The 21248-nt window shown below is 65.3% G+C and carries 21 protein-coding genes; 19 read left to right on the forward strand and 2 right to left on the reverse strand.

The window, feature by feature from the left end; genetic code table 11:
- The first annotated feature begins 30 nt into the window (after window positions 1-30).
- The 13 genes from pheA to cysM all read left to right on the forward strand — a co-directional run bounded on the left by pheA (window position 31) and on the right by cysM (window position 13207).
- A complete protein-coding gene (pheA, locus tag DCN14_RS19580) occupies window positions 31-1113 on the forward strand; it encodes a prephenate dehydratase (protein ID WP_096503738.1) in 1083 nt (360 codons plus the stop codon).
- A gap of 187 nt (window positions 1114-1300) precedes the next feature.
- On the forward strand, window positions 1301-2227 hold the full coding sequence (locus DCN14_RS19585; RefSeq protein ID WP_096503740.1) for a prephenate dehydrogenase/arogenate dehydrogenase family protein: 927 nt from the start codon (window positions 1301-1303) through the stop codon (window positions 2225-2227).
- A gap of 13 nt (window positions 2228-2240) precedes the next feature.
- On the forward strand, window positions 2241-3545 hold the full coding sequence (gene aroA, locus DCN14_RS19590; protein WP_096503742.1) for a 3-phosphoshikimate 1-carboxyvinyltransferase: 1305 nt from the start codon (window positions 2241-2243) through the stop codon (window positions 3543-3545).
- A gap of 13 nt (window positions 3546-3558) precedes the next feature.
- Entirely contained in the window at window positions 3559-4245 is a 687-nt protein-coding gene (gene cmk / locus DCN14_RS19595) for a (d)CMP kinase (RefSeq protein WP_006476573.1), read from the forward strand.
- A gap of 123 nt (window positions 4246-4368) precedes the next feature.
- Entirely contained in the window at window positions 4369-6099 is a 1731-nt protein-coding gene (gene rpsA, locus DCN14_RS19600) for a 30S ribosomal protein S1 (RefSeq protein ID WP_311768334.1), read from the forward strand.
- A gap of 22 nt (window positions 6100-6121) precedes the next feature.
- Window positions 6122-6448, forward strand: coding sequence for an integration host factor subunit beta (locus tag DCN14_RS19605; protein WP_096503744.1), 327 nt, complete (start codon window positions 6122-6124; stop codon window positions 6446-6448).
- 210 nt (window positions 6449-6658) lie between these two features.
- Window positions 6659-6952: a LapA family protein gene (locus tag DCN14_RS19610; protein WP_096503746.1), complete on the forward strand. Its 294-nt coding sequence runs from the start codon at window positions 6659-6661 to the stop codon at window positions 6950-6952.
- A 53-nt stretch (window positions 6953-7005) separates the two neighbouring features.
- Window positions 7006-8178 carry a lipopolysaccharide assembly protein LapB gene (lapB, locus tag DCN14_RS19615; RefSeq protein WP_096503748.1) on the forward strand — a complete coding sequence of 391 codons (1173 nt, stop codon included), beginning with the start codon at window positions 7006-7008 and terminating at the stop codon, window positions 8176-8178.
- An 89-nt stretch (window positions 8179-8267) separates the two neighbouring features.
- Window positions 8268-9668, forward strand: coding sequence for a UDP-glucose/GDP-mannose dehydrogenase family protein (locus DCN14_RS19620; protein WP_096503750.1), 1401 nt, complete (start codon window positions 8268-8270; stop codon window positions 9666-9668).
- Window positions 9669-9673: 5 nt separating this feature from the next.
- Window positions 9674-10624, forward strand: a complete 951-nt coding sequence (rfaE1, locus tag DCN14_RS19625; RefSeq protein ID WP_096503782.1) for a D-glycero-beta-D-manno-heptose-7-phosphate kinase — start codon at window positions 9674-9676, stop codon at window positions 10622-10624.
- 63 nt (window positions 10625-10687) lie between these two features.
- A complete protein-coding gene (rfaD, locus tag DCN14_RS19630) occupies window positions 10688-11680 on the forward strand; it encodes an ADP-glyceromanno-heptose 6-epimerase (protein WP_096503752.1) in 993 nt (330 codons plus the stop codon).
- A 73-nt stretch (window positions 11681-11753) separates the two neighbouring features.
- Window positions 11754-12098: a helix-hairpin-helix domain-containing protein gene (locus DCN14_RS19635; protein WP_096503754.1), complete on the forward strand. Its 345-nt coding sequence runs from the start codon at window positions 11754-11756 to the stop codon at window positions 12096-12098.
- Window positions 12099-12304: 206 nt separating this feature from the next.
- The gene (gene cysM / locus DCN14_RS19640; RefSeq protein WP_096503756.1) at window positions 12305-13207 is read left to right on the forward strand and encodes a cysteine synthase CysM; all 903 of its coding nucleotides are present in this window, start codon (window positions 12305-12307) and stop codon (window positions 13205-13207) included.
- 81 nt (window positions 13208-13288) lie between these two features.
- On the opposite strand, the gene mltB is transcribed toward cysM, so the two are convergent.
- Entirely contained in the window at window positions 13289-14632 is a 1344-nt protein-coding gene (gene mltB / locus DCN14_RS19645; protein WP_162826226.1) for a lytic murein transglycosylase B, read from the reverse strand.
- Window positions 14633-14675: 43 nt separating this feature from the next.
- On the opposite strand from mltB, the gene DCN14_RS19650 reads away from it, so the two are divergent.
- On the forward strand, window positions 14676-15599 hold the full coding sequence (locus tag DCN14_RS19650; RefSeq protein WP_096503758.1) for a histone deacetylase family protein: 924 nt from the start codon (window positions 14676-14678) through the stop codon (window positions 15597-15599).
- Between the two features lie 22 nt (window positions 15600-15621).
- On the opposite strand, the gene DCN14_RS19655 is transcribed toward DCN14_RS19650, so the two are convergent.
- Window positions 15622-16542, reverse strand: a complete 921-nt coding sequence (locus DCN14_RS19655) for an alpha/beta hydrolase (RefSeq protein WP_096503760.1) — start codon at window positions 16540-16542, stop codon at window positions 15622-15624.
- Window positions 16543-16762: 220 nt separating this feature from the next.
- On the opposite strand from DCN14_RS19655, the gene DCN14_RS19660 reads away from it, so the two are divergent.
- The 5 genes from DCN14_RS19660 to DCN14_RS19680 all read left to right on the forward strand — a co-directional run bounded on the left by DCN14_RS19660 (window position 16763) and on the right by DCN14_RS19680 (window position 21194).
- Window positions 16763-17797 carry a methionine ABC transporter ATP-binding protein gene (locus tag DCN14_RS19660; protein WP_096503762.1) on the forward strand — a complete coding sequence of 345 codons (1035 nt, stop codon included), beginning with the start codon at window positions 16763-16765 and terminating at the stop codon, window positions 17795-17797.
- A complete protein-coding gene (locus tag DCN14_RS19665) occupies window positions 17787-18440 on the forward strand; it encodes a methionine ABC transporter permease (protein ID WP_044844825.1) in 654 nt (217 codons plus the stop codon). The genes DCN14_RS19660 and DCN14_RS19665 overlap by 11 nt, the downstream gene beginning before the upstream one ends.
- A 28-nt stretch (window positions 18441-18468) precedes the next feature.
- Window positions 18469-19263: a MetQ/NlpA family ABC transporter substrate-binding protein gene (locus DCN14_RS19670; RefSeq protein ID WP_096503764.1), complete on the forward strand. Its 795-nt coding sequence runs from the start codon at window positions 18469-18471 to the stop codon at window positions 19261-19263.
- Window positions 19264-19492: 229 nt separating this feature from the next.
- Window positions 19493-20242 carry an electron transfer flavoprotein subunit beta/FixA family protein gene (locus tag DCN14_RS19675; RefSeq protein WP_115531425.1) on the forward strand — a complete coding sequence of 250 codons (750 nt, stop codon included), beginning with the start codon at window positions 19493-19495 and terminating at the stop codon, window positions 20240-20242.
- Window positions 20243-20258: 16 nt separating this feature from the next.
- Entirely contained in the window at window positions 20259-21194 is a 936-nt protein-coding gene (locus DCN14_RS19680) for an electron transfer flavoprotein subunit alpha/FixB family protein (RefSeq protein WP_115531426.1), read from the forward strand.
- Window positions 21195-21248: the final 54 nt, after the last annotated feature.

A 21248-nucleotide genomic window follows, 5' to 3' on the forward strand; every position in this document is an offset into this window, starting at 1 on the left:
CGACACTGTTCAAACTGCACGGCAAAACGCATGGACGACGAACTGAATTCCCGCCTGAAACCGCTGCGCGACCGCATCGACGCGATCGACGCGCAGCTGATCGCGCTCCTGAACCAGCGCGCCGCGGTGGCGCTCGAGGTGGGCGAGGTCAAGAAGCATTACAACGCGCCGGTGTTCCGGCCGGAGCGCGAGCTGCAGGTGATCGCGCGCCTGCAGGACATGAGCGCGGGCCCGCTCGCGAGCGACCACATCAGCGCCATCTGGCGCGAGATCATGGCCGCGAGCCGCGCGCTCGAACAGACGATCCACGTCGCGTTCCTCGGGCCGGTCGGCACGTACACCGAACAGGCGATGTTCGAGTATTTCGGCCAGTCGATCGAGGGGCTGCCGTGCCCGTCGGTCGACGAGGTGTTCCGCTCGGTCGAGGCGGGTGCGTCCGCATTCGGCGTCGCACCGGTCGAAAATTCGACCGAAGGCGCCGTGTCGCGCACGCTCGACCTGCTGCTGCAGACGCAGTTGCTGATCAGCGGCGAGCTCGCGTTGCCGATTCATCACAACCTGCTCACGCAGAACGGCACGCTCGACGGCGTGACGCGCGTCTGCGCGCATGCGCAGGCACTCGCGCAATGCCAGCAGTGGCTGGCCGCGAACGCGCCGCAACTCGAGCGGCAGGCCGTGTCGAGCAACGCCGAGGCCGCGCGTCTCGCCGCGGCCGATCCGAGCGTCGCGGCGATCGCCGGCGATCGCGCGGCCGCGCACTACGGGCTGCAGATCGCGTTCTCGCTGATTCAGGACGATCCGCACAATCGCACGCGTTTCGTGATCATCGGCAAGCAGCCGTCGGGGCAGAGCGGTCACGACCAGACATCGCTGATCGTCTCGGTGAAGAACGAGCCGGGCGCCGTATTCAAGCTGCTCGAACCGCTCGCGCGGCACGGCGTGTCGATGACGCGCTTCGAGTCGCGTCCCGCGCGCGTCGGCACGTGGGAGTATTACTTCTACATCGACATCGAAGGGCACCGGGACGAGGCGGCCGTGGCCGCCGCGCTCGCGGAGCTCGGCCAGAAGGCCGCGTTCCTGAAGATACTCGGTTCGTATCCGCGCGCGCGCTGACGCGCAGCGGCCCGTCGCCTGCCACGCGCAGGCGGCGCGGCGAAGCGGGCAAGGCAGGCCGGGCGGCGCTGCCGAAGGCGGGTTCGGGCGGCATCCGGCGCAGATCGCGCCGGATGCGGGCCCGTTGCCCGGAATCTGGACTTCCGTGCGCGGGGCGTCGTTCCGCGCGCGTCACTTGGCTCTTGTCGTGTCAGGCTTTGCATTCAACAAACTGGTCATCTTCGGCGTCGGCCTGATCGGTGGATCGCTGGCTCGCGCATTGCGCGAGCGCACGCCGGGCAGCGCGGGCGAAGTCGTCGGCGTCGGCCGCTCGCGTGCGTCGGTCGAACGCGCGCTGGCGCTCGGTGTGATCGATCGCGCGGCTGCGCTCGACGATGACGCGCAATTGCGCGACGCGCTGGCCGGCGCGGATCTCGTGCTGCTGGCCGCACCGGTCGCGCAAACGGGCCCGCTGCTCGCGCGTATTGCGCCGTGGCTCGGCGACGCGACGATCGTGACCGATGCGGGCAGCACCAAGTCCGACGTCGTCGCGGCCGCGCGCGCAGCGCTCGGTGAACGGATCTCGCAGTTCGTGCCGGGGCATCCGATCGCCGGGCGCGAGTCGAGCGGCGTCGAAGCCGCGCTGCCGGATCTGTACGTCGGCCGCAACGTCGTGCTGTGTCCGCTGCCGGAGAATGCACGCGAAGCGGTCGCACGGATCGACGCGATGTGGCGGGCGACCGGCGCCGATGTGCGCATGATGAGCACGGCGCAGCACGATCGCGTGTTTGCGTCGATCAGCCATCTGCCGCACGTGTTGTCGTTCGCGCTCGTCGAGCAGATTCTCGGCGAGGCGGATGCCGAACTGAAATTCTCGTACGCGGCCGGCGGTTTCCGCGATTTCACGCGGATCGCGGCGTCGAGCCCGGAAATGTGGCGCGACGTGTGCGTCGCGAATCGCGCGGCGCTGCTCGACGAACTCGATGGCTATACGCGCGTGCTCGCACGGCTGCGTGACGCGATCGACGCCGGCGACGGCGCGGCGCTCGAAGCCGTGTTCGCGCGCTCGCGCGCCGCACGCAAGGCATGGCAGGAGCGCGGTGCGCAGCCCGCCGCCGAACCGGTCAAGAAATAACAGGACGATTCCCATGGACTATCTCGATCTCGGCCCGTATTCCAGCGCATCGGGCACCGTGCGTCTGCCCGGCTCGAAGAGCATCTCGAACCGCGTGCTGCTGCTCGCGGCACTCGCCGAAGGCGACACGACGATCACCAACCTGCTGGATTCCGACGATACGCGCGTGATGCTCGATGCGCTCGGCAAGCTCGGCGTGAAACTCGATCGCGAAGGCGACACCTGTGTCGTCACCGGCACGCGCGGTGCATTCACCGCGAAGACGGCCGATCTGTTCCTCGGCAACGCGGGCACGGCCGTGCGGCCGCTGACGGCCGCGCTCGCGGTCAACGGCGGCGACTATCGCGTGCACGGCGTGCCGCGCATGCACGAGCGGCCGATCGGCGATCTCGTCGACGGGCTGCGGCAGATCGGCGCGCAGATCGACTACGAACTGAACGAAGGCTATCCGCCGCTGCGGATCAAGCCCGCGACCGTCACGGTCGACGCGCCGATCCGCGTGCGCGGCGACGTGTCGAGCCAGTTCCTCACCGCGCTGCTGATGACGCTGCCGCTCGTGAAGGCGAAGGACGGAAAGACCGTCGTCGAAGTCGACGGCGAGCTGATCTCGAAACCGTACATCGACATCACGATCCGGCTGATGGAGCGCTTCGGCGTGAGCGTCGAGCGCGACGGCTGGCAACGCTTCATCGTGCCGGCCGGCGTGCGCTATCGTTCGCCGGGCCGGATCATGGTCGAGGGCGATGCGTCGTCGGCCTCGTACTTCCTCGCGGCCGGCGCACTCGGCGGCGGCCCGCTGCGCGTCGAGGGCGTGGGGCGCGCGAGCATCCAGGGCGACGTCGGCTTCGCGAACGCGCTGATGCAGATGGGCGCGAACGTGACGATGGGCGACGACTGGATCGAGGTGCGCGGCATCGGCCACGACCACGGCAAGCTCGAGCCGATCGACATGGACTTCAACCTGATTCCCGACGCGGCGATGACCATCGCGGTCGCGGCGCTGTTCGCGAGCGGCACGAGCACGCTGCGCAACATCGCGAGCTGGCGCGTGAAGGAGACCGACCGCATCGCCGCGATGGCGACCGAGTTGCGCAAGGTCGGTGCGATCGTCGAGGAGGGCGCCGACTATCTCGTCGTCACGCCGCCGCAACAGCTCACGCCGAACGCGGCGATCGACACGTACGACGATCACCGGATGGCGATGTGCTTCTCGCTCGTCAGCCTGGGCGGTGTGCCCGTGCGGATCAACGATCCGAAGTGCGTCGGCAAGACGTTCCCCGACTATTTCGACCGCTTCGCCGCGCTCGCCAAAGCCTGACCCGACTGACCCGATGAAATCGACCCGACCCTTTCACCCGACTCCCGTCATCACGATCGACGGCCCGACTGCTTCCGGCAAGGGCACCGTCGCGGCGCTCGTCGCTGCCCATCTGGGCTTCCACTTGCTCGACAGCGGCGCGCTGTACCGTCTCGCGGCGCTCGCGAGCGTGCGCTACGGCATCGCGGCGGAGGACATCGACGCGCTTGTAAAACTGATCGACGATCTCCACATCACGTTCCGCGAAGGCTGCGCGCAGCTCGACGGCGTCGACGTGTCGAACGACATCCGCGCCGAGGCGGTGGGCAACCGCGCGTCCGCCATCGCCGTGCACGGGCCGGTGCGTACCGCGCTCGTCGCGCGCCAGCGCGCGTTCCGCAAGACGCCGGGCCTCGTCGCCGACGGCCGCGACATGGGCACCGTGATCTTCCCGGACGCCGTGCTGAAGGTGTTCCTGACGGCCAGCGCCGAGGCACGCGCGACCAGACGGCATAAGCAATTGATGCAAAAAGGTTTTTCTGCTAATATAGATGACTTGCTCCGGGATCTGCGTGAGCGTGACGCGCGCGACAGCAATCGCGCGGCCGCGCCGCTGAAGCCCGCAGCAGATGCCAAGCTGCTCGATACGTCGGCGCTTTCGGTCGATGAAGCCGTCGACCAGGTGCTGCAGTGGTACCGGGCGCTCGGTCAGCCGGCCTGAGAAGGCAGGCAGCGGTAGGTGCTCCGCGCCGCAAGCGTGGAGCGTGTTTCAAACCCTTAACCCCGTATGGTCTCGATCTGGCCCTTTCAGCCTGCCATTCCGGCCGGCGTGGCACAGCGATCCATGCACAATCAGATTTTTATGTCCGACCTGCAAACCTCCACCCCGAATACCGAATCCTTTGCGGCTCTGTTCGAAGAGTCGCTGACCCGCCAAGACATGCGCGCCGGCGAAGTGATTTCCGCCGAAGTCGTGCGCGTCGACCACAACTTCGTGGTCGTCAATGCAGGCCTGAAGTCCGAGGCTTACATTCCGATCGAGGAATTCCTGAACGATCAGGGCGAGGTTGAGGTGCAGTCGGGCGATTTCGTGTCCGTCGCAATCGACGCGCTCGAAAACGGCTACGGCGACACGATCCTGTCGCGCGACAAGGCGAAGCGCCTTGCATCGTGGCTGTCGCTGGAAAAGGCCCTCGACAACAACGAACTCGTCACCGGCACGATCACCGGCAAGGTGAAGGGCGGCATGACCGTGATGGTCAACGGCATCCGCGCGTTCCTGCCGGGTTCGCTGGTCGACACGCGTCCGGTCAAGGACACGACCCCGTACGAAGGCAAGACGCTCGAGTTCCGCGTGATCAAGCTCGATCGCAAGCGTAACAACGTCGTGCTGTCGCGTCGTGCAGTGATCGAAGCAACGCAAGGCGAAGAGCGCGCGAAGCTGCTCGAAACGCTGAAGGAAGGCGCGATCGTCAACGGCGTGGTCAAGAACATCACCGACTACGGCGCGTTCGTCGACCTCGGCGGCATCGACGGCCTGCTGCACATCACCGACATCGCATGGCGTCGTGTGCGTCACCCGAGCGAAGTCCTGTCGGTTGGCCAGGAAGTCACCGCGAAGATCCTCAAGTTCGACCAAGAGAAGAACCGCGTCTCGCTGGGCATCAAGCAACTGGGCGACGATCCGTGGGAAGGCATCTCGCGCCGTTACCCGTCGGGCACGCGCCTGTTCGGCAAGGTCACGAACATCACCGACTACGGCGCATTCGTCGAAGTGGAATCGGGCATCGAAGGCCTGGTCCACGTGTCGGAAATGGACTGGACCAACAAGAACGTTGCTCCGTCGAAGGTTGTCCAGCTGGGCGACGAAGTCGAAGTCATGGTCCTCGAGATCGACGAAGACCGCCGTCGTATCAGCCTCGGCATGAAGCAATGCAAGCCGAATCCGTGGGATGACTTCAGCCGCAACTTCAAGAAGGGCGACAAGATCACGGGCGCAATCAAGTCGATCACCGACTTCGGCGTGTTCATCGGTCTGCCGGGCGGCATCGACGGCCTGGTTCACCTGTCGGACCTGTCGTGGAGCGAAGCCGGCGAAGAAGCTGTTCGCAAGTACAAGAAGGGCGACGAAGTCGAAGCAATCGTGCTCGGTATCGACGTCGAGAAGGAGCGCATTTCGCTCGGCATCAAGCAGCTCGAAGGCGACCCGTTCAGCAACTACGTTGCAATGAACGACAAGGGTTCGATCGTCGACGGCGTGGTGAAGTCGGTCGATGCGAAGGGCGCGGTCATCACGCTGACGGGCGACATCGAAGGCTACCTGCGTGCATCGGAAATCTCGCAGGATCGCGTCGAAGACGCACGCAACGTGCTGAAGGAAGGCGACAAGGTCAACGCGATGGTGATCAACATCGATCGCAAGTCGCGTGGCATCAACCTGTCGATCAAGGCGAAGGATTCGGCTGAACAACAGGAAGCGATCCGCGGCCTGCAGTCGGACACCAGCTCGGCTGCGACCGGTACGACCAACCTCGGCGCGCTGCTGAAGGCGAAGCTCGACGGCCAGAACCAGTAAGCCTTACGAGGTCTGCTGAAGTATGACCAAATCCGAGTTGGTCGCGCAGCTGGCATTGCGATTTCCGCAACTTGTCCTCAAGGATGCGGATTTCGCAGTGAAAACGATGCTCGATGCGATGTCCGACGCCCTGGCGAAAGGGCATCGCATTGAAATTCGGGGTTTCGGCAGCTTCGGCCTCAACCGTCGCCCGGCGCGCGTCGGACGCAACCCGAAATCGGGGGAGAAAGTGCAGGTGCCCGAGAAGTTCGTGCCGCACTTCAAGCCTGGCAAGGAGTTGCGCGAACGCGTCGACGGCCGCGCCGGTGAGCCGCTGAAAGCTGATGATGATCCGGACGACGAGCGTTGAGCGTCGTTCGGTGTGCCCGGAACCCATCCGGCGAAGGCTGAAGAAAAAAGCGCCCCTTGCGGGCGCTTTTTTCATTTCCGGCGACCGCGTGGCAGCCCCCGCGCACAGGATGTGCGGTGCCGCGGAAACGCTTCCTTTACAATACGGGTCGATTCGGCGCCGCGAAGGGGAGTCGCGCGCCGCGGCAAACCTCAACAAAGAGAGGGCTACATGAAGTTTATCGTCTGGCTGATCCGGGTATTGGTGTTCGTGCTGCTGCTGGTGCTCGCGCTGGCCAATACGCAAACCGCGACGCTGAATTTCCTTGCCGGCTACACATGGCAGGCGCCGCTGATCCTGATCGGTCTCGCGTTCTTCGCCGTGGGGCTGGTGGCTGGCCTGCTGTCCGCGCTGCCTGCGATCTTCCGTTTGCGTCTCGAGAACGGGCGCCTGAAGCGCGATCTGCGCGCGGCGCGCGAAACCCCGGCCGTCGTCGACCAGCCGCCGATGCCGCCCGTCATTTAACACGGACGCCGCGCGAGGCTCGCGCGGTTTTCGTCTCTGCTTCGATATTTCGCATGGATCTGGATTTCTGGTGGTTGCTCGCGATTCCGGTGGCGTTTGCGCTCGGCTGGGCGGCGTCACGCTATGACCTGAAGAATCTCCTGTCGGAGAGCGCCAACTTGCCGCGATCGTATTTTCGCGGCCTGAATTTTCTGCTGAACGAACAACCCGACAAGGCGATCGACGCGTTCATCGAGGTCGCGAAGCTCGACCCGGAGACGGTCGAACTGCACTTCGCGCTCGGCAACCTGTTTCGCCGCCGCGGTGAAACGGACCGCGCGATCCGCGTGCACCAGAACCTGCTGAGCCGCACCGATCTGCCCGTCAACGAGCGCGATCACGCGCTGTACGAACTCGGCCAGGATTTTCTGAAGGCCGGGCTGCTCGATCGCGCCGAGGAGGCGTTCCATCGGCTCGCCGACGGCGACTACGCGCTGGGCGCGCAGCGGGCGCTGCTGACGATCTATGAGATCGAGAAGGACTGGAACAAGTCGATCGATACCGCGAAGCGCATCGAGTCGATGAGCGAGAAGTCGCTCGGCACCGAAATCGCGCAGTTCCATTGCGAACTTGCGCAGGACGCGCTGCAGCGCAAGAACGCGGCGGCCGCGGCCGAGCAACTGAAGCTCGCGCTCGTCGCGAACTCCCAGAACGTTCGCGCGACGATCCTGTCCGGCGATGCGGCCGAAGCGGCGGGCGACCCCGCGGCGGCGATCGAGCACTGGAAGCGTGTGGAAAAGCAGAATCCGGCTTATCTACCGCTCGTTGCCGACAAGCTGATGAAGGCCTACGTCGCACTCGGCAAGCCGGTCGAGGGTGCCGAACTGCTGATGGACTACGTCGACCGTTATCCGTCGAACGACCTGCTCGATATTGCGTACCAGCACATCGCAGGGCTGCGCGGCCAGGAAGCGGCGCATATGCTCGCGCGCGCGCAGATGGAGAAGGCGCCGAACCTGTCGGGCATGCTGCATCTGCTCGATGCGCAGATCGCGGCCGCCGACGAGCCGCGCCGCAAGGAACTTGAAATGATGCGCACGCTGATCCGGCAGCGCACCAAAAATCTGCCACGCTATACGTGCCAGAATTGCGGTTTCCGCGCACGGCTCTTTTACTGGCAGTGCCCGGGGTGCAGCGGTTGGGAAACCTATGCGCCGCGCCGCGTCGAGCCTGCGATGCCGGGCTGATTCCGGCTACGGCGCCGACGCGCAGCGGTTGCCGCCGGGTTCCTCCCGGCGGGGAAGTTAGTCAATTACCGGGAAGTACCGGAGCATCTATGAAAATCACCATCATCGGCACCGGCTATGTCGGTCTCGTTACGGGTTCCTGTCTCGCCGAGATCGGCCACGACGTCTTCTGCCTGGACGTCGATCCGCGCAAGATCGAAATCCTGAACAACGGCGGGATGCCGATTCACGAACCCGGTCTGCAGGACATCATCGCGCGCAACCGTGCGGCGGGGCGCCTGCGGTTCTCGACCGACATCGAAGCAAGCGTCGCGCACGGCGAGATCCAGTTCATCGCGGTCGGCACGCCGCCCGACGAGGACGGCTCGGCCGATCTGCAATACGTGCTCGAGGCCGCGCGCAACATCGGCCGTCACATGACGGGCTTCAAGGTGATCGTCGACAAGTCGACGGTGCCGGTCGGCACCGCGCGACGCGTACGCGCCGTGGTCGACGAGGCACTCGGCGCACGCGGGCTCGCGGGCAGCGTCGCGCATCGCTTTTCGGTCGTGTCGAATCCGGAGTTCCTGAAGGAGGGGGCGGCGGTCGAGGACTTCATGCGTCCGGACCGGATCATCATTGGCGTCGATGACGACGAGACGGGTACGATTGCGCGCGAAAAGATGAAGAAGCTGTACGCGCCGTTCAACCGCAATCACGAGCGCACGATCTACATGGATGTGCGTTCGGCGGAATTCGCGAAATATGCGGCGAACGCAATGCTGGCAACGCGTATCTCGTTCATGAACGAGATGTCGAATCTTGCGGACAAGGTCGGCGCCGACATCGAAGCCGTGCGTCGCGGGATCGGTTCCGACCCGCGCATCGGCTATCACTTCCTGTACGCAGGCATCGGTTACGGCGGCTCGTGCTTCCCGAAGGACGTGCAGGCGCTGATCCGCACGGCCGGCGAGAACGGCCAGCCGCTGCGCATCCTGGAAGCCGTCGAAGCGGCCAACTCCGCGCAGAAGGACGTGCTGATCGGCAAGATCGAGCAGCGCTTCGGCGCGGATCTGAGCGGCCGCGAATTCGCGGTCTGGGGCCTCGCGTTCAAGCCGAATACGGACGACATGCGCGAGGCGCCGAGCCGCCGGCTGATCGCCGCATTGGTCGGGCGCGGCGCGACCGTCCGTGCGTATGACCCGGTCGCGATCGACGAGGCCCGCCGCGTGTTCGCGCTCGACCTCGGCGAAAAGCCCGACGCGCTCGCGCGCCTGCATTTCGTCGATACGCAAGATGCGGCCGTGGCGGCAGCGGACGCGCTCGTGATCGTCACCGAGTGGAAGGAATTCAGGAGCCCGGATTTCACGCGCCTGAAAACAGAATTGAAGGCACCGGTGATCTTCGACGGGCGTAACCTGTACGAGCCGGATGCGATGGCCGAACTCGGCATTGATTACTACGCGATCGGGCGCCCGCATGTCGATCCCCAGTCGCTCCCCCGTGGATGACCGCGATGACCATTCTTCGCGAAGTGGTGCCGGTACCGCGCGAGCAACTTGCGCGCTCGCGTGTGCTCGTTGTCGGTGACGTGATGCTCGACCGCTACTGGTTCGGCAACGTCGACCGCATTTCCCCGGAGGCGCCGGTGCCGGTCGTGCACGTGCAGCGGCAGGAAGAGCGGCTCGGCGGTGCGGCCAACGTCGCGCGCAACGCCGTCACGCTCGGCGCTCAGGCCGGGCTGCTGTGCGTCGTGGGCTGCGATGAGCCCGGGGAGCGGATCGTCGAGCTGCTCGCCAGCAGCGGCGTGACGCCTCATCTCGAACGCGATGCCGCGCTGCCGACGACGATCAAGCTGCGTGTGCTCGCACGCCAGCAGCAACTGCTGCGCGTCGACTTCGAGGCGATGCCGACGCACGAGGTGCTGCTTGCCGGGCTCGCGCATTTCGATGCGCTGCTGCCGCAGCATGACGTCGTGCTGATGTCGGATTACGCGAAAGGCGGTCTGACACATGTGACGACGATGATCGAGAAAGCGCGCGCGGCCGGCAAGGCGGTGCTCGTCGATCCGAAGGGCGGCGACTGGGCGCGCTATCGCGGCGCATCGCTGATCACGCCGAACCGCGCCGAGTTGCGCGAAGTCGTCGGTCAGTGGAAATCGGAAGACGACTTGCGCGCGCGCGTCGCAAAGCTGCGCGAGGAACTCGACCTCGACGCGTTGCTGCTCACGCGTTCGGAAGAGGGGATGACGCTCTTTTCCGACACGGGCGAGCTGCATGCGCCGGCGCTTGCGCGCGAGGTGTACGACGTATCCGGCGCGGGCGACACCGTGATCGCGACGGTCGCGACGATGCTCGGTGCAGGCGTGCCGCTCGTCGATGCCGTCGTGCTTGCCAACCGCGCGGCGGGCATCGTGGTCGGCAAGCTCGGCACGGCTACCGTCGACTACGACGAACTGTTTCACTGAGCGCATCCGGCGGCGGCGCCAGTGCGTCGCCGGGATGTCTCGTACTTTTCAGGCAGGACGGTCATGACCATTATCGTTACCGGCGCAGCCGGTTTTATCGGCGCGAACATCGTCAAGGCGCTCAACGAGCGCGGCGAGACGCGCATCGTCGCGGTCGACAATCTGACGCGCGCGGACAAGTTCCGCAACCTCGTCGATTGCGAGATCGACGACTATCTCGACAAGACGGAATTCGTCGAGCGCTTCGCGCGCGGCGATTTCGGCAAGGTACGCGCGGTGTTCCATGAAGGCGCCTGTTCGGACACGATGGAAACCGACGGCCGCTACATGATGGACAACAACTTCCGCTACAGCCGCGCGGTGCTCGACGCATGCCTCGCGCAAGGCGCGCAGTTCCTGTACGCATCGTCGGCCGCGATCTACGGCGGCTCGACGCGTTTCGTCGAGGAGCGTGAAGTCGAAGCGCCGCTGAACGTCTACGGCTATTCGAAGTTCCTGTTCGACCAGGTGATCCGTCGTGTGCTGCCGAGCGCGAAGAGCCAGATCGCCGGGTTCCGCTATTTCAACGTGTATGGCCAGCGCGAGACGCACAAGGGCCGGATGGCGTCGGTTGCGTTCCACAACTTCAACCAGTTCCGTGCGGAAGGCAAGGTCAAGCTGTTCGGCGAGTACAACGGCTATGCGCCGGGCGAGCAGACGCGCGACTTCGTGTCGGTCGAGGACGTCGCGAAGGTGAACCTGTTCTTCTTCGATCATCCGGAGAAGTCGGGCATCTTCAATCTCGGCACCGGCCGTGCGCAACCGTTCAACGACATCGCGTCGACGGTCGTGAACACGCTGCGCGCGCTCGACAACCTGCCGCCGCTGACGCTCGCGCAGCAGGTCGAGCAGGGCTTGATCGAATACGTGCCGTTCCCCGATGCACTGCGTGGCAAGTACCAGTGCTTCACGCAGGCCGATCAGACGAAACTGCGCGCGGCCGGCTACGATGCACCGTTCTTCACCGTGCAGGAAGGTGTCGACCGCTACGTACGTTGGCTGTCCGGCCAGGTTTAAACGCAAGCGCTGCATCGATAGACTGGGTCTCACGGTCGGCAGCCGCCGGCCGTTTTCATCGGAGATCCAGCACATGATCAGGAAATGGTTTGCTGCAGTTGCCATGCTCGGCGCGATCGCGTCGGCCTGGGCAGCCGTCGACGTCAACACGGCGAACGAGGATGCGCTCGTGGGCATCAAGGGCATCGGTCCTGCGCGGGCCAAGGCGATTCTCGACGAGCGCAGCGCGCGCGGCCCGTTCAGGAATGCAGAAGATCTCGCGTCGCGCGTGAAAGGCATGGGCGGCCATACGGTCGAGCGTCTTCGGCAGGAAGGCTTGACGATCGGTGCTGCGGGTTCGGCAGCGCTGGCGCCTGCCATCGGCAAACCGGCTGCGGCGAAACCCGCCGCGGCACCGGCCCGCACCGCACAAAAGTAACGCGCACCAGACGAAAGGCTCCTTCAGTCGCCGTCGTTGCGACGGCTTCCCGCGGCGTGCCGCGGGCTTTTTGCGTGCATGCCGCGTGTGTGCGATCGCGGATCGTGCGACGGGTCTATTCCATCGTCGCAATGGGGTTGCCGGCGCGAGCCGCGGCACTGGTTTACAATCAATCGATTGATCGGCCTCGTACTCACGGTATCTCCATGGCTTACAAAACTATCGAAGACACGATCGGCAATACGCCGCTCGTACAACTGGTCCGTTTGGCGGACGACGAGATTCGCGCACGCAACAACGTGGTGCTCGCGAAGCTGGAAGGCAACAACCCGGCCGGCTCCGTGAAGGATCGTCCGGCGTTGTCGATGATCAGCAAGGCCGAAGCGCGCGGCCGGATCAAGCCGGGCGATACGCTGATCGAGGCGACGAGCGGCAACACGGGTATCGCGCTCGCGATGGCGGCGGCGATCCGCGGCTACAAGATGGTGCTGATCATGCCGGAAGACCTGTCGGTCGAGCGCCGCCAGAGCATGGCCGCTTACGGCGCAGAGATCATCCTTACGCCGTTGAAGGGCGGGATGGAGCTGGCCCGCGACCTCGCGGAGCAGATGCAGCGCGAAGGCAAGGGCGTGATCCTCGATCAGTTCGGAAACCCCGACAATCCGGTCGCGCACTATGAAACGACGGGCCCGGAGATCTGGCGCGACACCGAAGGCCGTGTCACGCATTTCGTGTCGGCGATGGGCACGACGGGCACGATCATGGGCACGTCGCGCTATCTGAAGGAGCAGAATTCGGCGATCGAGATCGTCGGCGCGCAGCCGGAAGACGGCTCGCGTATTCCCGGTATCCGCAAGTGGCCGGAAGCCTATATGCCGACGATTTTCGATCGCAGCCGCGTCGATCGCGTCGAGAACGTGAGCCAGGCCGCGGCCGAAACGATGGCGCGGCGGCTCGCCGCCGTCGAAGGCATTTTCGCCGGCATTTCGTCGGGCGGCGCATGTGAAGTCGCGATGCGTATCGCGCGTCAGGCCGAGAACGCGACGATCGTGTTCATCGTCTGCGATCGCGGCGACCGCTACCTGTCGACCGGCGTGTTCCCTGCTTGAGCCCAGGCGGTACGCACCGGGCACGTAATAAAAAGCGCCGCATATGCGGCGCTTTTTATTTGGGCGGGTCGCGCTTAGCGCTTATTGCGCCTGTGTATCCACCGCGGGCAGCGGGAGCGCGCCGCTCGCTTCCATCTGCGCTTTCACGGCTTCGCCAAGCTGATATACCGCGAGGGCATAGAAGAAGCTGCGGTTGTAGCGCGTCAGCACGTAGAAATTCTTGAGGCCGAGCATGTATTCGGTCGCGCGTCCCGGCGACGGCAGGTCGACCACGGTGACCGGCGTGCCGGCTTCGGTGGTGATGTTGACCATCGGTTCGTTGAGCGTCATGCCTGCGCGCAACAGTTGCGATAGTGCCCAGTGCGGCTCGGGCTGGCCGTCGGCTGCCGCTTGCGCGATGCCGAGGCTGCCCGTGTCGGGCGTGATGCGCCAGACCACCGGACGATCGGTTTCCCAACCGTGCTGCTTCAGGTAGTTCGCGACGCTGCCGATCGCATCGGCAGGGCTGCTGCGCAGGTCGACGTGGCCCGTGCCGTCGAAATCGACCGCATACTCGCGGATGCTGCTCGGCAGGAACTGCGGGATGCCGATTGCGCCCGTGTACGAGCCGAGCACGGTGGTCGGGTCGAGCTGGTTGTCGCGCGTCCAGACGAGGAAGTCTTCGAGGTTCTTGCGGAAGGTCGCCTGGCGGCTCTCGCGATTCGGCGTGTCCGGATAGTCGAACGTGAGCGTCGTCAGTGCGTCGAGCACGCGGAAGTTGCCCATGTAGCGGCCATAGATCGTTTCGACGCCGATGATCCCGACGATCACCTCCGGCGGCACGCCGAATTCCTCGGACGCGCGCTGCAACGTCGCCTGGTTCGCCTTCCAGAATTTCACGCCCGCATTGATGCGGATCGGCTCGATGAAGCGCGATCGATAGACGCGCCAGTTCTTGATCGACGGCGTCGGCGCGGGCCGCACGAGCTTGACGGCGGTTGCCGAGTAGCTGATGCGCGAGAACAGCGCGTGCAGGCTCGCGGAATCGAAGCTGTCGCGGCTCACCAGCTCGTCGATGAATGCGTCGACCTGCGCGTTGTTCGCGTAACGCTGCGGGACGATTTCCTCTTCGAACGTCTGACCTTGCGGTGCAGGCTGCTGCGGTTGTGCTTGCGCGACCTGGGTGCCGGCGGGCGTCGCAGGCTGTGTCTGTGCAACGGCGGGCGCGGCGGCCAGCGTGGCGACGACGGCAGCGGCAACGAGCGGAACGCGAACACGGAACAGCGCGGAGAGTAGGGCGGCAGGCTTGCTGGAATTCATGTCGAAGCGGGCGGACAGGGCGATGGGGTTCGGCGCAGTATACCCGACGCATCCCGCGTGCCGGGGCGAGGCAGCGCACCGTTGTGGTAAGTTAGCGGCGAATTCGCGGCAGACGATGGACATCATTGATGGAGACGTGCGGCGCGCCAAGCGCCGCAGATGACAGCTTATGGCAACCGCCTTCTATACGCACCCCGACTGCATGCTGCACGAGATGGGGGAATGGCACCCGGAGTGTCCGGCGCGACTGTCGGCGATCCAGGATCAACTGATCGCGAGCCGCATCGACGATCTGATCGTGCACGAGACCGCACCGTTCGCGAGCGAGGTCGCGCTGGGCCGCGTGCATACGCAGGCCCATATCGATTACATCCGCAGCATGACGCCCGTCGACGGCTACGTCGAGATCGATCCGGACACGCTGATGAACCGCGACACGTGGCGTGCCGCGTTGCGCGCGGCCGGCGCCGCGATCGCGGCGACCGACGCGGTGATCGAAGGCCGCTACGCGAATGCGTTCTGCAGTGTCCGGCCGCCGGGCCATCACGCGGAACCCGCGCGCGCGATGGGCTTCTGCTTCTTCAACAACGTCGCGATCGCCGCGCGGCATGCGCTCGACGTCCACGGCATCGAGCGCGTCGCGATCGTCGATTTCGACGTGCACCACGGCAACGGCACCGAAGCCGCGTTCGCGAACGACGAGCGCGTGCTGATGTGCAGTTTCTTCCAGCATCCGCTGTATCCGTTCTCGGGCGTCGATCACCAGGCGCCGAACATGGTCAACCTGCCGATGCCCGCGCGCAGCAACGGGATGGCGATCCGCGAAGCGGTCGACATGTTCTGGCTGCCGCGTCTCGACGCGTTCAAGCCGCAAATGCTGTTCGTATCGGCGGGCTTCGACGCGCATCGCGAGGACGACATCGGCAACCTCGGCCTCGTCGAGGCCGATTTCGAGTGGCTGACCGCGCAGATCGTCGACGTTGCGCGCCGACACGCGCAGGGCCGCATCGTGAGTTGCCTCGAGGGCGGCTACAACCTGTCGGCGCTCGGGCGCAGCGTCGTCGCGCATCTGCGCGTGCTGGCCGGCATCTGAGGCGAGCGGCGGTCGCGTGTGCTCAACGGGCCGGCGCGCGCGCGTGAATCCACGCGATCAGCGCGTCGATCACGCGGTCGCGCTCGAGATCGTTCATCGTTTCGTGGAAGCCGCCTTCGTATAACGTCAGCGTGCGATCGGTCGAGCCGACGCGGGCGCCGAACGCGCGGCTTCCATCCGGCTCGGTCAGCTTGTCGTCGGTGCCGTGGTAGACGAGCACCGGGGTGCGCAGCGCTCCGCGGCCGCGCTCGATGCGTGCCATCGCATCGAGGATTTCCGCGCCGGTGCGTGCCGGCACCGCGCCGTGGTGCACGAGCGGATCGGCGCGATTGGCCGCGACGATGGCCGGATCGCGCGACAGCAGCGCCGCATCGATCCTGATCGCAGGGAAGGTCGGCCAGATACGGCTGATGATGCGGCTCATCGCGAGCATCCAGCGCGGCACGTCGCGTCCCGGCGCCAGCGCCGGGCTCGACAGCACGAGCCCCGCCAGCGCGTACCCGCGCGCCGGCACGCGCTCGATCGCATAGAGCGCGGCGACGGCGCCGCCCATGCTGTGCCCCATCAGGAAGAGCGGCGTATCGTCGCGGGCGGCTTCCGCGACGAGCGCATCCGCATCGATCAGGTACCCGTCGAAGCGCTCGACCCATGCGCGCTTGCCGGGCGACTGGCCGTGCCCGCGCAGATCGATTGCCAGCACTTCGATACCGGCCGCGTTCAGTCTGGCGGCAAGCGCGGCGTAGCGACCCGCATGCTCGGCGAGGCCGTGCACGAGCGCGATCGTCGCGCGCGGCGGCGCGGTGCCGTCGCCGGCCGGCCAGCGATATGACGCCAGTTCGAGCCCATCCGCGGTACGCAGTCGGCCCATTCGCGGCGCGGGCGACGCCGCCGGGCCCGGCGCAGCGGTGGCGGATGCGGTGGCCGGCGTGGTGATGACGGTCATCTGGCGTGTCCCCTGTTTCGTTGGCATCGGTGTTTCCGGATCATAGTCGCGGCATTCCCGTCACGGCCTCGCGGCGCCCCTCTAATTTCGTGTGGTTATGAAAAGATCGAAATCGATTATTAAGGGGAATGAGGCGTTTGCGGTAAAATCGTCGGTTACTCCAGATGCATCGGCGGCCGACTGGCGGGCCTCTTCGCCAGGCGGTCGCCGTTTTGTTTACATGATCGAATTACGCAATCTGTCGCAGCGTTTCCCCGGGCCGACCGGCTGGGTCGACGCATTGCACAACGTCAATCTGACGATCCCGCAGGGCGAGGTGTTCGGCATCATCGGCCGAAGCGGCGCCGGCAAGAGCACGCTCGTGCGCACCATCAACCTGCTCACGCGGCCGACGGAAGGCAACGTCGTCGTCGGCGGGCGCGATCTCACGGTGCTGCCGGCCGGTGCGCTGCGCGAAGCGCGCCGCGAAATCGGCATGATCTTCCAGCACTTCAACCTGTTGTCGTCGCGTACGGTGTTCGAGAACGTCGCGCTGCCGCTCGAGCTGGCCGGCGCAAGCCGCGCCGACATCGAGGCGGCCGTGCTGCCGCTGCTCGACCTTGTCGGGCTGTCCGCGCAGAAGGATCGATATCCGGCGCAGATCAGCGGCGGCCAGAAACAGCGCGTCGGCATTGCCCGCGCGCTTGCGAGCAAGCCGAAGGTGCTGCTGTCGGACGAAGCGACGTCGGCGCTCGATCCCGAAACCACCCGTTCGATTCTCGACCTGCTGAAGCGCATCAACCGCGAGCTCGGCCTGACGATCGTGCTGATCACGCACCAGATGGAAGTGATCAAGCAGGTGTGCGATCGCGTCGCCGTGCTCGACGCGGGTCGCGTGGTCGAGGAGGGCCGGGTGATCGACGTGTTCCTGCAGCCGCATCACGAAGTGACGCGCGCGCTGATCGGCGACGTGATCGCGCAGGAGCTGCCGCCGGCGCTGAAGGCGCGTGTGGCCGAGCGGCTGAAGACGGGCAGCGGGCATTTGCTGCGGCTCGCGTTCACCGGCTCGGGCGTTGACCAGCCGATCCTGTCGGAGACGATTCGCCGGTACGAACTGGATTTCAACATCCTGCACGGCCAGATCGACGAGATCCAGGGGCAGGCGTTCGGATCGCTCGCGGTGCTCGCGGGCGGCGAGCCGGGCAAGGTCGGGGAAGCGCTTGCGTTCCTGCGCGAGCAAGGTGTGGTGGTAGAGGAGCTTTCGTATGTTGAGTGAGATGTTCGATATGTTCGTGCAGTCGTTCTGGGAGACGCTGATCATGGTCGGCATCTCGGGGGCGGTCGGCGCGCTCGTCGGGCTGCCGCTCGGCGTGCTGCTCTATCTGACCGACCGCCAGGGCGTGCTGCAGAACCTCGGCGTGAACCGCGTGCTCGGCGGCATCGTGAACGCGGTGCGCTCGACGCCGTTCATCATCCTGCTGGTCGCGGTCATTCCGTTCACGCGGCTCGTCACGGGTTCGTCGATCGGCACGGCCGCGGCGGTCGTGCCGTTGACGCTCGCGGCCGCGCCGTTCGTCGCGCGGCTGGTCGAAACCGCGCTGCGTGAAGTCGACCGTGGGCTGATCGAGGCCGCGCAGTCGATGGGCGCGACGACGTCGCAGATCGTCTTCAAGGTGCTGCTGCCCGAATCGCTGCCGGGCATCGTCGCGGGCCTGACGATCACGTTCGTGTCGCTGGTCGGCTATTCGGCGATGGCCGGTGCGATCGGCGGCGGCGGGCTCGGCGATCTCGGGATCCGCTACGGCTATCAGCGCTACCTGCCGGAAGTGATGTGGACGGTCGTCGCGATCCTGATCGTGTTCGTGCAGATCGTGCAATCGTTCGGTGACTGGCTGGTGCGCCGGCTGAGCCACAAGTAAAAGCGACAATCATCCGTTGGGGGAGACGATGCAACGACGCATCATGCTGAAGTTCGCGGCTGCACTCGGTGCGGCCGTACTGTTCACGAGCGCGCACGCGCAGGCGGAAACCATCAAGGTGGGCGTGACGGGCGGCCCGCACGCGCAGATCATGGAAGTGGTGAAGAAGGCTGCGGCGAAGAGCGGCCTCGATATCCGCGTCGTCGAATTCTCCGACTACGTGCAGCCGAACGCGGCGCTCGCGTCCGGCGATCTCGATGCGAACAGCTACCAGCACGATCCGTATCTGCAGGCGCAGGTAAAGGACCGCGGCTACAAGCTGATCAAGGTCGCGGATACCGTTACGTTCCCGATGGGCATCTATTCGAAGCGGGTGAAGTCGCTGGCCGAGCTGAAGCCGGGTGCGCGCATCGCGGTGCCGAACGACCCGACCAACGGCGGCCGTGCGCTGCTGTTGCTGCAAAAGCAGGGGCTGCTGAAGCTGCGCGCGGACGCCGGGCTGAAGGCGACGCCGCTCGATATCGTCGACAATCCGCGCAAGCTGAAAATCGTCGAGCTCGATGCGGCACAGATTCCGCGCTCGCTTGGCGACGTCGATGCGGCGGCAATCAATACGAATTACGCGATGGAAGCGGGCCTGAAGCCGAAACAGGACGCGATCGCAATCGAGGGTCCGAACGGTCCGTACGCGAACATTCTCGCGATTCGCGAGGCCGATCGCAGCAAGCCGTGGGTCGCGAAGCTGATCGCTGCCTATCATTCCGCGGAAGTGAAGCAGTTCATCGAGCAGAAGTTCGGCGGCGCGGTCATTGCTGCCTGGTAACGCGAAGTACTGGGCGCGCCCGGCGACGATTAGAGTCGATGATCGAAAACCCGGGCTTTGCGTCCGGGTTTTTTCTCTTTTAAAATAGAACGATCGTTCGCTATTGCCGGCGCACCGAAGCGGAGCGCTATCCTTGATAGTCGCGATGGATTGGTCCGCTTGGCCGCGCAGTCATGAGGCCTCGCTATAGAATGGCCTCTGGTCGTATTCGTAACTTTGGAGCGTGTGCATGAAAATCCTGGTGCCAGTGAAAAGAGTGGTCGATTACAACGTGAAGGTCCGCGTGAAGTCGGACAACACGGGTGTGGACATCGCGAACGTGAAGATGTCGATGAATCCGTTCGACGAGATCGCGGTGGAAGAAGCCGTGCGCCTGAAGGAAGCGGGCGTGGCGACGGAAGTGATCGCGGTGTCGGTCGGTGTCGCGCAAGCGCAGGAAACGCTGCGCACGGCGCTCGCGATCGGCGCGGATCGCGCGATCCTGGTCGAATCGAACGACAGCGTCGAGCCGCTGGCCGTCGCGAAGATTCTGAAGGCGCTGGTCGACAAGGAACAGCCGCAACTGGTGATCCTCGGCAAGCAGGCGATCGACGACGATTCGAACCAGACGGGCCAGATGCTGGCCGCGCTGGCTGGCCTGCCGCAAGCGACGTTCGCGTCGAAGGTGACGATCGCCGACGGCCGTGCAACTGTTGCACGCGAAGTCGACGGCGGCGCGGAAACGCTGTCGCTTCAACTGCCCGCAGTCGTGACCACCGACCTTCGCCTGAACGAGCCGCGCTACGTGACGTTGCCGAACATCATGAAGGCGAAGAAGAAGCCGCTGGAAACGGTGAAGCCGGAAGACCTGGGCGTGGACGTCGCGCCGCGTCTGAAGACGCTGAAGGTGGTGGAGCCGCCGAAGCGGGCGGCCGGCGTGAAGGTGCCGGACGTGAAGACGCTGGTCGAGAAGCTGAAGACCGAAGCCAAGGTGCTGTAAGAGGGAGCGGAAAGAAATGACGATTCTGGTGATTGCAGAACACGACAACGCGTCGATCAAGGCCGCGACGCTGAACACGGTGGCGGCGGCAGCGAAGATTGGCGGCGACATCCACGTGCTGGTGGCAGGCCACAACGCGCAAGCGGCGGCCGATGCGGCAGCGAAGATCGCAGGCGTATCGAAGGTGCTGCTGGCCGACGCGCCGCAACTGGCCGCAGGCCTGGCGGAAAACGTCGAGGCGACGGCGCTGAACATCGCGAAGGACTACTCGCACATCCTCGCGCCGGCGACGGCCTACGGCAAGAACATCGCCCCGCGTATCGCCGCGAAGCTGGACGTCGCGCAGATCTCGGATATCACGGCAGTGGACTCGGCCGACACGTTCGAGCGTCCGATCTACGCGGGCAACGCGATCGCGACGGTTCAGTCGAGCGACCCGATCAAGGTGATCACGGTGCGTGCGACGGGTTTCGACCCGGTGGCAGCGGAAGGCGGAAGCGCATCGGTCGAGAAGATCGAAGCGGCAGCGGACGCAGGCAAGTCGCAATTCGTGAGTCGTGAGGTGACGAAGCTGGACCGTCCGGAACTGACGTCGGCAAGCATCATCGTGTCGGGCGGCCGCGGTCTGGGTAGCGGCGAGAACTATACGAAGGTGCTGGAGCCGCTGGCGGACAAGCTTCAGGCCGCACTCGGCGCGTCACGTGCCGCAGTCGATGCAGGCTACGTCCCGAACGACTACCAGGTCGGCCAGACCGGCAAGATCGTCGCGCCGCAGCTGTACATCGCGGTCGGCATCTCGGGTGCGATCCAGCATCTGGCCGGCATGAAGGATTCGAAGGTGATCGTCGCGATCAACAAGGATCCGGAAGCACCGATCTTCAGCGTGGCCGACTACGGTCTCGTCGGCGATCTGTTCGCGCTCGTGCCGGAACTCGTGACCGAGCTCGGCTGAAGCGGCATGCTGCTTCAACGATAAGCAGCAAGACGAGGGGCGCGATGAGCGCCC

Origin of the sequence: Burkholderia sp. IDO3 (assembly GCF_003366075.1) — a bacterium.
Lineage (GTDB): Bacteria > Pseudomonadota > Gammaproteobacteria > Burkholderiales > Burkholderiaceae > Burkholderia > Burkholderia anthina.